General features: G+C 68.3%; 11 protein-coding genes. 6 read left to right on the plus strand and 5 right to left on the minus strand.

Annotated features, from left to right (window positions below; all coding sequences use genetic code 11):
* The first annotated feature begins 86 nt into the window (after positions 1–86).
* From D6T64_RS14220 to D6T64_RS14245, 6 genes are read left to right on the plus strand one after another with little or no spacing between them, the layout of a single operon-like run.
* Positions 87–1448: a hemolysin family protein gene (locus D6T64_RS14220; protein WP_119975342.1), complete on the plus strand. Its 1362-nt coding sequence runs from the start codon at positions 87–89 to the stop codon at positions 1446–1448.
* Positions 1445–2512: a hemolysin family protein gene (locus D6T64_RS14225; protein WP_119975343.1), complete on the plus strand. Its 1068-nt coding sequence runs from the start codon at positions 1445–1447 to the stop codon at positions 2510–2512. Before D6T64_RS14220 ends, D6T64_RS14225 begins: the two co-directional genes overlap by 4 nt.
* Before the next feature lie 47 nt (positions 2513–2559).
* A complete protein-coding gene (locus tag D6T64_RS14230; RefSeq protein ID WP_119975344.1) occupies positions 2560–3447 on the plus strand; it encodes an ADP-dependent NAD(P)H-hydrate dehydratase in 888 nt (295 codons plus the stop codon).
* A complete protein-coding gene (locus D6T64_RS14235) occupies positions 3441–4715 on the plus strand; it encodes a glycosyltransferase 87 family protein (RefSeq protein WP_233551179.1) in 1275 nt (424 codons plus the stop codon). Before D6T64_RS14230 ends, D6T64_RS14235 begins: the two co-directional genes overlap by 7 nt.
* Positions 4715–5020, plus strand: a complete 306-nt coding sequence (locus D6T64_RS14240) for a thiamine-binding protein (protein WP_119975424.1) — start codon at positions 4715–4717, stop codon at positions 5018–5020. The genes D6T64_RS14235 and D6T64_RS14240 overlap by 1 nt, the downstream gene beginning before the upstream one ends.
* 34 nt (positions 5021–5054) lie before the next feature.
* Positions 5055–6335, plus strand: coding sequence for an MFS transporter (locus D6T64_RS14245; RefSeq protein WP_119975345.1), 1281 nt, complete (start codon positions 5055–5057; stop codon positions 6333–6335).
* Positions 6336–6468: 133 nt separating this feature from the next.
* Here D6T64_RS14245 and D6T64_RS14250 read toward each other — a convergent pair whose 3' ends face one another.
* From D6T64_RS14250 to D6T64_RS14270, 5 genes are all read right to left on the minus strand, one after another.
* Positions 6469–7131 (minus strand): response regulator transcription factor, encoded by a 663-nt coding sequence (locus D6T64_RS14250; RefSeq protein WP_119975346.1) that lies wholly within the window; start codon positions 7129–7131, stop codon positions 6469–6471.
* A gap of 65 nt (positions 7132–7196) precedes the next feature.
* Entirely contained in the window at positions 7197–8402 is a 1206-nt protein-coding gene (locus D6T64_RS14255) for a hypothetical protein (protein ID WP_119975347.1), read from the minus strand.
* Complete coding sequence (locus tag D6T64_RS14260; protein ID WP_119975348.1) at positions 8399–9568, minus strand: sensor histidine kinase; 1170 nt, start codon at positions 9566–9568, stop codon at positions 8399–8401. The genes D6T64_RS14255 and D6T64_RS14260 overlap by 4 nt, the downstream gene beginning before the upstream one ends.
* Before the next feature lie 117 nt (positions 9569–9685).
* Entirely contained in the window at positions 9686–10888 is a 1203-nt protein-coding gene (gene metX, locus D6T64_RS14265; RefSeq protein WP_119975349.1) for a homoserine O-acetyltransferase MetX, read from the minus strand.
* Between the two features lie 92 nt (positions 10889–10980).
* On the minus strand, positions 10981–12327 hold the full coding sequence (locus D6T64_RS14270) for a bifunctional o-acetylhomoserine/o-acetylserine sulfhydrylase (protein WP_119975350.1): 1347 nt from the start codon (positions 12325–12327) through the stop codon (positions 10981–10983).
* Positions 12328–12384 lie beyond the last annotated feature (57 nt).

Raw genomic sequence — 12384 nt, forward strand, 5'->3', positions numbered from 1 at the left:
AGGAATAATGGACGACCCCCCCACGGCCCCGGCCCTCCTCTTTTCCTGCCCCTCTCGCCGATTCGGACGCCGCGGTTTCGGACGACATGACTGAGTGGTTGATGCTCGGCTTCGGCCTGTTGCTCACCGTCGGCACCGGACTCTTCGTGGCGAGCGAATTCGCGCTCGTCAACCTCGATCGCTCCGACCTCGAAGCTCGCCGTGACCGGGGCGAAACGCGTCTGGGCATGACCATCGCTGCCCTCAAGATCACCTCGACCCATCTGTCGAGCGCGCAGCTGGGCATCACGCTCACGACTCTGCTCACGGGCTACGCGATGGAACCGGCGATCAGTACCCTGCTCTTCACTCCGCTGACGGCCGTGGGCTTGCCGGAGGGGACCGTGCCGGTGGTCGCCACGACGGTCGCGATCGTGGTCGCCACCCTGCTGTCGATGATCGTGGGGGAGCTCGTTCCGAAGAACTTCGCCCTCGCGCTGCCGATCCAGACCGCCCAGCTCGTCATCCCGTTCCAGACGGTTTTCACGACGGTGTTCAAGCCCGCCGTGCTGCTGCTCAACGGCAGCGCCAACGGGCTGCTCCGCGCCATCGGAATCGAGCCGAAAGAGGAACTCTCCGGCGCTCGCACGGCCGAGGAACTGTCGTCGCTCGTGCGACGTTCCGCCAGCGCCGGGCTGCTCGAGAAGGACACGGCGACGCTGCTGCACCGTACGCTGCTGTTCTCGGGCCACGACGCGTCCGACGTGATGACCCCGCGCCCACGCGTGGCGAGCGTGCAGCGAACCGACTCCGCCCAGGCGGTCATCGAGCTCACCCGGGCGACCGGCTATTCCCGGTTCCCCGTGATCGACGAGAGCATGGACGACGTGGTCGGCGTCGTGCACGTCAAGCAGGCCGTCGCGGTGCCCCGGCATCGCCGCCTCGATGTACCGGTGTCGGCGCTTCAGACCGAGCCGCTGCGAGTGCCTGAAACCATGAAACTCGACGGGCTGCTCAGCGAGCTGCGCGGTCGCGGCTACCAGATGGCGATCGTCGTCGATGAATACGGGGGCACGGCGGGTGTCGCGACCCTCGAAGACCTCGTGGAAGAACTGGTCGGTGAGGTCGCCGACGAGCACGACCGGGCGCGCGCGGGCGTCGTGCGATCGACCGACTCGATCGCTTTTCCCGGCCTGCTGCGCCCCGACGAACTGCTCGAACGTACCGGGCTGGTGGTTCCCGAGGATGGCCCGTACGAGACCGTGGCCGGGTTCATGATGAGTCTGCTCGGGCGGCTTCCCGTCGTCGGTGACAGCGTGACCCTGACCGGTGGTGAGCTGACCGTCGAACGACTCGAAGGCCGGCGCGTCGACCGGCTGCGGTACACGCCGGCGCCCATCCCGGTTGTGGTTGCCGAACCGCCGAAGAAGAACCGCAGTATTAACAAGAATGAGGTGACAACCCGATGAGCGACTGGGCAGGATTGGCCTGGCTGGTCGTATTGCTCGCGGCGAACGCCTTTTTCGTCGGAGCGGAATTCGCGGTGATCTCCGCGCGGCGGTCGCAGATCGAGCCGCTCGCCGAAGCGGGCAAGCGGAGTGCCAAGACGGCGCTCTGGGCGATGGAACACGCCACCCAGATGCTCGCGACGACGCAGCTGGGCATCACCGTGTGTTCCCTGCTGATCCTGAACGTCTCCGAGCCGGCAATCCACCACCTGTTGGAGGGGCCGCTGGCCCTCACCGGGATTCCGGAAGAGTACATCGGCACCATCGCCTTCATCGTGGCGCTGCTCGTCGTGTCATACCTCCACGTCGTCTTCGGCGAGATGGTGCCGAAAAACCTGTCGTTCTCGATCCCCGACCGAGCCGTGCTGCTGCTCGCCCCACCGTTGGTCTTCGTCGGACAGGTCTTCCGGCCGGTCATCGTCGCCCTGAACGCGACCGCGAACGGCGTGCTGCGGTTGTTCGGGGTGCAGCCCAAAAATGAGGCGACGAGCGCCTACACTCTCGACGAGGTCGCCACCATCGTCACGCAGTCCACCCGGGAGGGCATCCTGGCCGACGGCACCGGTGCCCTCAACGCGACCTTCGAGTTCACCACCCGCAAGGTGCGCGACGTGGTCGTGGCCCGCGACAAACTGATCAGCCTGCCGGACAACGCGACCCCCGAAGACGTCGAGCGGGCCGTGACCCGCTACGGTTTCTCCCGTTACGTGGTCGTCGATCCGAGCGGCGACCCGACCGGTTTTGTGCACCTCAAGGACATCATCGACCTCGACACGGACTCCCCGTCCGCTCCGGGCACCAAGACCGGAGCATTCTGGCAGCCGATCCCGGCCAAACGCATCCGCCAGCTGGTGTCGATCTTCGAAGACACCGACCTGGAAGATGCCCTGGCCACGATGCGGCGCTCGGGGGCGCACCTGGCACGGTCCTTCACCGCGCAGGGCGAGACGACCGGGGTGCTCTTTCTCGAGGACATCATCGAGGAACTCGTCGGCGAAGTGCAGGACGCCACCCGCCGCGACTGACGTGGTCGGGCAGCCCGACGCGCACGATTCGCTCTATCGTAGATTTCATGGTGAATCCGTCGACGTGGCAGGAATGGTCGGCCGCGCAGGCGCGGGCGTGGATCGCCGTTCCCGGGCCCGCCGACGACAAGTACTCCCGCGGTGTGCTCGGAATCTGCACGGGGTCGCCCGAATACCCCGGGGCGGCCGTGCTCGGGGTACAGGCGGCCGCCCGCACGGGCGTGGGCATGATCCGCTACGTCGGCCCGGCCGCGGCCGCACAGCTCGTGCTGGCCCGCCGACCCGAAGTGGTCGTCGGCCCGGGCCGGGTGCAGGCGTGGCTGCTCGGCTCCGGCATGAACGGCGACGCGCTGGACGCTGAGGCCGCGGCCACCCTCCTGTCGGCCGCAGCCTCCGGGGTCCCCGTCGTGTGTGACGCGGGCGCCCTCGACTATGCCCGGCGGTCCACCGGGCCCACCGTCATCACGCCGCACTTTCGTGAGCTTGCCAGCCTGCTGGCGCGAGCGGGCACATCCGTCACCCCCGCCACGATCGCACGGGCCCCGGGGGAGTGGGCGGGCCGCGCCGCCGAACTGCTCGGCGTAACCGTGCTGCTGAAAGGGTCGGTGACCTATATCGCGCACCCGGCCGGCGCCCGGTTCACCGTCTCCGATTCACCGTCCTGGCTCGCCACGGCCGGCGCCGGCGATGTGCTCGGCGGCATCCTCGGCGCGCTCCTGGCCACCCACAGCGACCGGCTGCAGACGGATGCCGCGGCGCTGCACGCGGGGGACGCCCTGCCCGCACTCGCCGCTGTGGCTGCCACTGCCGCGTGGCTGCACGCCGAAGCCGCCCGGCGGGCATCCGCCGGCGGCCCGATCGTCGCCCTCGACGTGGCCGACGCGGTGCCGGCCACCATCGCCGCGCTGCTCTCGGGCGCCGGGGGCCCGTGCTGACCCTTCGGCGCGCGACCGTGCTCAGCAGCGCGTTCGTGCTCGTGCACGCCGTGTTGATCGTGCTCGCGCTGACCGGCCCGAACGGGCCGCTCGGCGACGTGCGAGCCGTCTACCTCGGCTGGGCGCAGGCCGCATCGTCCGGCGGCGGGCTGCCCGCGATCACGACTGATTTCGTCTACCCCGTGCTGGCGGCAGTGCCCATCCTCGGGGCCCTGGCATTCGGCGACAACGCGTACGTGGCGACCTGGCTCGGCCTCGTCACGCTCGGCAATGCCGGTGCGTTCGCGGTGCTGTTGCACCACGCACGGCGGGCGCCCGACCGTCGCGTCGAGGGAGCCGCCTGGTGGTGGCTCGGCTTTCTGCTGCTGCTCGGTCCGATCGCGGTAGGACGCATCGACGCCATCACGGTACCGCTGGCGATCGTGGGCTTGCTCTGGGTGAGCACCCGACCGGTGTGGGCGACGATCCTGCTGACCGTCGCGACCTGGGTCAAGGTCTGGCCGGCCGCGGTGATCGCCGCGCTGCTGGTCGCCAGCGCTCATCGAGCCTGCGTCTTTCGCGTCGCGCTCGTCACGAGCGCTGTCATCGCGGCAGTGGCCGTCGGGCTGAGCCTGGCACTCGGCAGCCCGCCGCACGTGCTGAGCTTCATCGGCGAGCAGACCGGGCGGGGCATCCAGATCGAGTCCCCGGTAGCCGGGCTGTGGATGTGGCAGGCCGCGGCGGGGATCCCGGGAATCACGATCTACTACGACTTCGACATTCTCACGTACCAGATCACGTGGCCGGGAACGACCGTGGCCGCAGCCCTGATGACCCCGCTGCTCGCGCTCGCGGCCTCGGGCGTACTGCTCATCGGGGTGCGCGCGCAGCGCCGTGGCGTGGACTGGACGCGATTGTTCCCGACCCTCGTGCTCGCCCTCGTGCTCGTGCTGGTGCTGGCCAACAAGGTGGGATCCCCCCAGTTCACCAGCTGGCTGGCCGCGCCCTTCATCCTCGGCCTCGTGCTCGAGACGCGGGCCTGGCGGCTGCCGGCCGCGCTGGGACTCGCTATCGCCGGCCTCACCCAGGTCGTCTATCCGTTCTTCTACGACACGCTGCTCGCGGCCGATCCACTGCTCGTGACGGTGCTCACCGTGCGCAACCTGCTCGAGGTCGTGCTGCTCGGCTGGGCCCTGCACCGGCTCTGGACGTACGCTGGCAGTGCCGCGCAGAACGGGCCGCCGGCGGCATCCGTCATCGGCGGGTCCACGAGAAATTGGAGAACATGATGCTTGTAGCTTTTTCCGTCGCTCCCAGCGGTACGGGCCGCGCCGACGGCTCGGTGCACGATGCGGTCGCGGCTGCCGTGCGCGTCGTGCGGGAATCCGGCCTGCCCAACCACACCGGCTCCATGTTCACCGAAATCGAGGGCGAATGGGACGAGGTCATGGCCGTCGTGAAGGCGGCGACGGATGCCGTGGCCCCGTTCGGTTCCCGCGTCTCCCTCGTGCTGAAGGCCGACATCCGCCCGGGTTTCACGGGGGAGATCACCGCCAAGGTCGAACGCCTCGAGGCCGAGCTCACCCGGCACTAGCCTGCTGAAACAGAGCTGGGCGTAAGGTTAATACATGCCCCTCACTGTTGACGGGTCGGCGCGCGTCTCGCCGACCCGTATTCGTCTTGCCCTGCTCGCCCTCGCGCTCGGTGGTTTCGCGATCGGATCCACCGAATTCGTCGCGATGGGCCTGCTGCCCAACCTGGCGGCTGACCTGTTGCCCGGGCTGTACGCGAGCTCACCGGATGCCGCCAACGCCCAGGCGGGCTGGTTGATCTCCGCCTACGCCCTCGGTGTGGTGGTCGGGGCGCCGACAATCGCAGCTGCGGCTGCTCGCTGGCCGCGAAAGCAGCTGTTGCTGGTGCTGCTGACGGCCTTCACCCTCGGCACGATCGCTTCGGCGCTGCTGCCGACCTTCGAACTCGTGCTCGGCGCGCGCTTTCTTGCCGCGCTCCCGCACGGCGCCTACTTCGGCATCGCCTCCCTCGTCGCGGCCGAACTGATGGGGCCGGGCAAACGTGCCCGAGGCATTGCCCTCGTGTTGTCGGGCCTCACGATCGCCAACGTGATTGGCGTTCCCGCCCTCACCTGGGTCGGTCAGACCTTCGGCTGGCGCTCGGCCTACCTGGTCGTGGCTGCGATCTTCGCCACGACATTCCTGGCGGTCTGGGCCGTCGTGCCGCGCCAGGCCGGCAACCCGCTCGTGACGATGCGCACTGAGCTGCAGGCGTTCCGCCACTCGCAGGTGTGGGTGACCCTGTCGATCGGTGCGATCGGCTTCGGCGGCCTCTTCGCCGTCTATTCCTACGTTGCCCCGCTCGTCATCGAGGTCACCGAACTCGGCGACGGCGCCGTACCGCTCGTGCTCGTCGTCGTCGGACTCGGCATGACCGTGGGTATCTTTGCCGGCGGGGCGATGGCGGACTGGAGCGTGCGCCGCAGCATGATCATCGCGTTCGGCGTCTTGATCGGTGCGCTCGTTCTGCTGGCCTTCTCGGCACAGTTTGTTGCCGGACTGCTCGTGGGCCTGTTCCTGATCGGTGCGTCCGCGCAGGCCCTGTCGCCGACCATTCAGGCCCGACTGATGGATGTCGCGCACGAGAGCCAGTCGTTGGCGGCGGCGCTCAACCACTCGTCCCTCAACATTGGAAACGCGGTGGGCGCGGCGCTCGGTGGCGCGGCGATCGCGAGTGGCTTCGGCTACATCGCACCGATCTGGATCGGCGTGGCCCTCAGCGTGATCGGGCTGGCCCTCACCCTCGTGACGTTCCGGATCGACCGGAACCGTCGTCGTCGGGGAGTGCACGTGCCCTACGGGACCCAGGCCATCGAGGTCGTCGGCCGGCGCAGGTAAGCGGCCAGAGCAAATAAGGCCAGAGGGGCGCAGTGCAGCCTCTGCCAGATGCGGCGCGCTCTCGGTTTCCCCCTCGAGCGCGCCCCCCTGCTGGTGGTGCTGATTGCTTGTACCTGGTTGTGCTTGGTGCTGGTTAGTCCGTCTGAAGCAGGATGCCGTCGTGGATGGCGCGCTTACGCAGGGCGACCTTGGTGCCCACGTCGTAGCCGGCCAGACGGTACTTCTCGCGAATCCGCTTGAGGTACGACTTCGCGGTCTCCTCGGAAATGCCGAGCTGGTAGGCGACGGCCTTGACCGGCTCGCCGGCACCGTAGAGTGCCATGACGCGACGCTCTTGGGCGCTCAGCCGCGGGGAACCGCCATCATCGTTCGCCGAGGAGTTGAGCGCGTAGTCCAACTCGGCCGAAATGTACGACTTGCCGTTGTACGCGGCGCGAATCGCGTCGACGATCATGCTGGCTTCTTCGCTCTTGACCAGGTATCCCAGGGCGCCCGCGGCCAGAGCTTCGCGCACCAGGGCCGGCTCGGAATAGGTGCTCATGAGCACGGTCTTCACGCCGGTGGTCTTCAGCGTGGAGATCTTGAGGGAGACCGGGATGTTGTCCTTGAGGTCGAGATCGAGCAAGACCACGTCGACGGGAAACTCGGGGTGCGTGAGCAGTTCCGGCCAGGTGGTGACGGCGGCGACCATTTCAATGTCGTCGGCCGCACCGCGAATCCATTCAGTGAGAGCCCCCAGCAGCATTCGATGATCATCAACGAGTGCCAGGCGGATGGGCCGGTGGTTGTTAGTCACTATCGGTGTGTTCGTCACTTATTGCCTCCTATATACTCTGCACCCTATCGCCATTTGGCCGCCTTTCAGGCATCTGCGGGGTTATCCACGCTGCATTCGATATCAACTCGTAAACTGCCCTCCCGGTTGGAGTCCACATGCGGGCCGACCATGCGGATCGCCTGCCATGTTTCCGGGTCGACTCGGCGTCTACGGACACCGGTCGTGGTCAGCTCGATGGGAAAACGAACCTTTTGGTAGGTTGTGACGCCGTGCAGCGGTGCGATCGGACCGAGGGTCAGTTTGACCGTCGTGGCCCCGACGGTGTCGCCCACCAGCAGCCAGATTGTCAGCAGCAGGGCGTCGCGCTGGCTGGGGGACAATAACCCGGCCAGCCCGGTCGGATCGATCAGTGTGACGGCCGGATCGAGAAACTCCGACTCGGTCACGGCATGGTGCAGCCACGTCTCGGTGCGTCCCTCGATGAGGTGCAGGCGCAGTTGCGTCGCGAGGCTGGCGGCCGTATTGGCGGTGTGCGGGGCCAGCGGCAGTGGGGTGCGGGCCTGGGCCACATCGTCGAGGAGCGTCTCCGCGTCGAGGTCGAGTCTGGCCAGCTGCTCCGACGCGAGCATGCCCACCGCAAAGCGCGGCTGGGAGACGGTGCTCTGAACCAGCACGAGGTCGAGTTCGCGCGTGACCATGCGGCGGAACGCCCGGGCGACGGCAACACCGACGAAGGGAGGGATGACGGCGAGGGCAATCGTGAGGATGCCGGGGGCGAGGGTGAGCGGATGCGCCGCGCGGTCCTCGGCGAGCACCGCGACCGTCAGCGCCGCGCCCAGGCCGACGGCGGCCAGGAGCACCTGACGAGCCGCGCGAAGCGTGACGAGGGACATGAGTAGTGCCCCGACGGCGGGGGCTGCGGTGGGAAAGATGCCCTGCCCGGCCAGCCCCCAGCATCCGGCCAGATCGAGGGCGACGATGAGGGCGCTGCCGGCGAGAACGGCGCTGAAGAGCCACGACGGCATCGCGGTGGCGAGGCGCCGGGCCGTCGTGTGGGTCAGCACGCCGAGGGCGATCAGCAGGAGCCAGGCGGCGATGCTCGCGGGCGGCACCGGCTGTTCCGACCATTCCTGGATGAAACGACCGAGCAGGAACAGTGCGACGCAGGCGCCGCTCAGGGTGAGGCCGAGGCCGAGGTGTCGACCGCCGAGGCCGTTCTGGTCGGCCAGGACCGTGTCAACCGTGTGGTCGGTGTGCGGTCGGAGCGGGGGACGGATACGTCGGCTCATTTCGGCACCTCCAGCACGACGGTCGTTCCCGATCCGGGTGACGAAAACAGCCGGGCATTTCCGCCGACGTCGCGCAGGCGGGCCACGACCGATTCCGCGAACCCGAGGCGCTCACTGCCGATTTTTCCGAGGTCGAAGCCAACTCCCGCGTCGGTGACCATCGCCCGCACCGTGGTCTCGTCGTCGGTGATGGTGACGTCGGCGCGCTTCACCCCGGAATGACGACGCACGTTTTCGAGGCACTCACCGAGGGCGAGCAGGAAGGAGTCGAGCACGTTGCTCGGCAGCAGCACCTGTCCGCTGCCGTGCCAGTCGACCTCGAGGCCCATGCGTCCGAAGCGCTGGCGCACCGACTCGAGGGTGTTGCCGAGGCTGGATTCGGTCGCCGGCTCGAGGGTGTACACCCCGGAACGGCGGGGTGTGGGCAGGCCGCCGAGGCGCAGCTGGCGCAGCAGCCGGGCGTCGTCGCCGGCCTGCTGGCGCAGGGCTTCCGGATTCACCCCGACGCCGGAGTGTGCCAGGAGGGTGAGGGTCGCCAGCACGGTGTCGTGCAGCAGCCGGGCGTCCTGGCGGCGCTGGGCTTCGAGTTCGCTGGCGTGCCGTTCCGCGCGGTGGGCGCGGCCGATCGCGGCAATGCGGTGCAGCACGCGCGGCACGCTCTGACTGACCCACCAGCCGAGCAGGGACGTCGCCAGCCAGCCGGTGGCGGCAAGGTAGAGCGGAAACAGCGAACTCGGGGCGGCAACCGCGACGGCCAGGACCACCCCAATCGTGGTGCTGAAGAGCGCGAGGAGCAGGATGATGCGCGCGCGGCTGACCACGAGCACGGCGGCGACGGAACCCATCGCGCCGGCGGCGATGATACTGATGGCCGATTCCTCCGCGACGTTCAGGGCCTGACCCGGATGGCTGCCGAACCCGAGCAGGAGGATCGTCGCCAGCCCCGTCAGCACGGTACAGATGACCCAGCGCAGCGCCCCGGTCTGGCCCAGCAGGTACTGGCCGCCGGCCATTGCGAGCACGAGCAGGATGCACGACACCAGGACATCGCCGCCCACCGCACTCGGCACCAGCAGGCAGAGCACGGCGGTGACCGACCCGGCGAGGCCGGCGGACTGCGTTATGCGGCGCAGCATCCGGTCGCGTTCCTTGAAAATGCGTTGCATCGTGCCACGTCCCGTGGTTCATGATCGAGGGGTCCCCAAGATAAGGGGCCCACCTGCACCATATCGGGAAGTCTGCGTTCTGGGGCGGGTTGCTTGCGCGTCGCTGGCCGGGGCGGGTCAGTGGAGCAGTCGGCGCAATTGGGCGCTGACGGCATCGTTCTCGATGAGAAATCCATCGTGTCCGTAGGGTGACGCGAGCACGACGGCTTCGTCTCCGTCGAGCGTGTTCGCCACGTGCTCGGCGATCACGTGTTGCCCCTCGATGGGAAACAGGCGGTCGCTGTCGATGCCCACGACCAGGGTCTCGGCCTGGATCATCGACAGGGCGGATGCGACCCCGCCGCGTCCGCGGCCGACGTCATGGGAGTTCATCGCCTCGACGAGCACGATGTAGCTGTTGGCGTCGAAGCGTCGGGTGAACTTGTTGCCGTGAAAGTCGAGGTAGGACTCGACGGCGAACCGGCCGCCCGAGCCGAGCGGGCTGATCGGGCTCTGCCAGTCGCGTTCGAACCGCGCGTTCAGCTCGGCGCGACTGCGGTAGTTGAGCAGCGCCATCCGTCGGGCGAGGGCAAGACCGCGCGTGGGGCCGTCGCCGTCGGCGGCGTCGTAATAGTCGCCGCCGCGAAAGAGCGGATCGGTGCGCACCGCCTCGATCTGCACCGAGTTGAGGGCGATCTGGTCGGCGGTCGTCTCGGGGGGCGCCGCCAGGATCGCGAGGCGGGTCACCCGCTCGGGCTGTCCGATGGCCCATTCGAGGGCGTGCATGCCGCCCATCGACCCGCCGACGACGGCCGCCCAGCGGTCGATGCCGAGGGTGTCGCTGAACGCGACCTGCGCGGCGACCTGGTCGCGGATGGTCAGGTACGGAAAGCGGTTCGCCCATTCGAAGCCGTCGGGGGCGAGTGACGAGGGCCCGGTGCTGCCCTGGCAGCCGCCGAGCATGTTGGGGGCCACGACGAACCACTGGTCGGTGTCGAGGGCGAGTCCGGGACCGACGATGCCGCCCCACCAGCCGTCCGTCGCGTGGCCGTTGCCGTCGGGGCCGACGAGGTGGCTGTCGCCGGTCAGGGCATGCAGCACGAGCACGGCGTTGTCGCGTTCGGGGGAGAGGGTGCCCCAGGTCTCGTAGGCGATTCGGGCGCGCGGCAGGCTGCCGCCGGCCTCGAAGTGCAGGGCGCCGAGGGTGCTGAAGTTGCGGTGCCCGACCCGGTCACCGTCGCGCCAGGCGCCGGTGGCCGGTGGCTTGCCAATGAGCGACCGCGCCTCAGCCTCGGTGACGAAGCTGGAGGGGACCGTGTCTTCCGAGATTTGCCATTCCATAGGGTTACATTCTGGCGGGGGATCGAATCCCCCGCCGAATGTTACGTCTTCTGGCGCTGTCGGGTTCTCTCTGGCGGATGCGGCGGTGCGGCTCAGTCGGTGATGTCGCTGCGCGCGGCGGCACGGGAGGCCGTCGTGACGGCGGCGGCCGCGGAGAGCCCGGCCTCGAGGTCGGCTATCAGGTCGGCGATATTTTCGATGCCGACCGACAGGCGCACGAGCCCGGGGGTGACGCCCGCGGTCAGCTGCTGCTCGGGGGTGAGCTGGGCGTGGGTCGTCGACGCGGGGTGGATCACGAGCGAGCGCACATCACCGATGTTGGCGAGGTGGCTGAACAGCGTGAGGTTGTCGACCAGGGCGCGGCCGGCATCCACTCCGCCGGTGAGCTCGAAGGACAGCACCGCGCCGACGCCGAGCGGCGCGTAGCGGTTCGCGGCGGCATACCACGGGCTCGACGGCAGCCCGGCATAGTTCACCGAGGCGATATCGGGGTGGGCTTCGAGCCATTCGGCGATGAGCTGGGCGTTCTGCACGTGTCGTTCGATGCGCAGGCTGAGTGTTTCGATGCCCTGAATGAGCTGCCAGGCGCTTGCCGGGGCGATGGCGGAGCCGAAGTCGCGCAGCAGCTGCACGCGGGCCTTGATGATGTACGCGAGGCCGTCACCGAGCACGGTCGTGTAGCTGGCGCCGTGGTACGACGGGTCGGGTTCGGTCAGCCCGGGAAACTTCTCGACGTTCTTGGACCACTCGAACGTGCCGCCGTCGACCAGCACGCCGCCGATGATGGTGCCGTGGCCGCCCAGGAACTTGGTCGCGGAGTGCACGATGATGTCGGCGCCGTGCTCGAACGGGCGGATCAGGTAGGGGGTCGCGATCGTGTTGTCGACGATCAGCGGAACGCCCGCGGCGTGGGCGACGTCGGCCACGAGGCGGATGTCGAGCACGTTGATCTGCGGGTTGCCGATCGTCTCGGCGAAGAACAGCTTCGTGTTCGGGCGCACCGCGCGGCGCCATTCCTCGGCGTCGTCCTGATTCTCGACGAAGGTGGTTTCGATGCCGAGCTTGGCGAGGCTGTACTTGAAGAGGTTGTAGGTGCCGCCGTAGATCGAGCTCGAGGACACGATGTGGTCGCCGGCCTGGGCGATGTTGAGCACGGCGAAGTTGGATGCCGACTGGCCGGATGCGAGCAAGAGCGCACCGGTGCCGCCTTCGAGGGCGGCGACGCGTTCCTCCACGACGGCCTGGGTCGGGTTCTGGATGCGGGTATAAATGTTGCCGAATTCGGCGAGGGCGAACAGGTTTTGGGCGTGCTCGGCGCTGTTGAACACGTAGGAGGTGGTCTGGTAGATCGGTGTGGCCCGGGCGTTGGTGACGGGATCGGGGCGGGCACCCGAATGAACCTGCTTGGTTTCGAATTTCCAGGCGGAAGTGTCGCTCATGTGTGGTCTCCCTGACAGTGAGCGTGGACCATCCATCGCTCCACGTGCGAGCATAAA

It is taken from the genome of Cryobacterium melibiosiphilum (assembly GCF_003602235.1).
GTDB classification, from domain to species: domain Bacteria; phylum Actinomycetota; class Actinomycetes; order Actinomycetales; family Microbacteriaceae; genus Cryobacterium; species Cryobacterium melibiosiphilum.

What these genes read in the sequence shown, in the direction of transcription:
- D6T64_RS14220 (WP_119975342.1), top strand. Translation starts at nt 87, where the DNA reads ATGACTGAGTGGTTGATGCTCGGCTTCGGCCTGTTGCTCACCGTCGGC.
- D6T64_RS14225 (WP_119975343.1), top strand. Translation starts at nt 1,445, where the DNA reads ATGAGCGACTGGGCAGGATTGGCCTGGCTGGTCGTATTGCTCGCGGCG.
- D6T64_RS14230 (WP_119975344.1), top strand. Translation starts at nt 2,560, where the DNA reads ATGGTGAATCCGTCGACGTGGCAGGAATGGTCGGCCGCGCAGGCGCGG.
- D6T64_RS14240 (WP_119975424.1), top strand. Translation starts at nt 4,715, where the DNA reads ATGCTTGTAGCTTTTTCCGTCGCTCCCAGCGGTACGGGCCGCGCCGAC.
- D6T64_RS14245 (WP_119975345.1), top strand. Translation starts at nt 5,055, where the DNA reads ATGCCCCTCACTGTTGACGGGTCGGCGCGCGTCTCGCCGACCCGTATT.
- D6T64_RS14255 (WP_119975347.1), bottom strand. Translation starts at nt 8,402, where the DNA reads ATGAGCCGACGTATCCGTCCCCCGCTCCGACCGCACACCGACCACACG.
- D6T64_RS14260 (WP_119975348.1), bottom strand. Translation starts at nt 9,568, where the DNA reads ATGCAACGCATTTTCAAGGAACGCGACCGGATGCTGCGCCGCATAACG.
- metX (WP_119975349.1), bottom strand. Translation starts at nt 10,888, where the DNA reads ATGGAATGGCAAATCTCGGAAGACACGGTCCCCTCCAGCTTCGTCACC.
- D6T64_RS14270 (WP_119975350.1), bottom strand. Translation starts at nt 12,327, where the DNA reads ATGAGCGACACTTCCGCCTGGAAATTCGAAACCAAGCAGGTTCATTCG.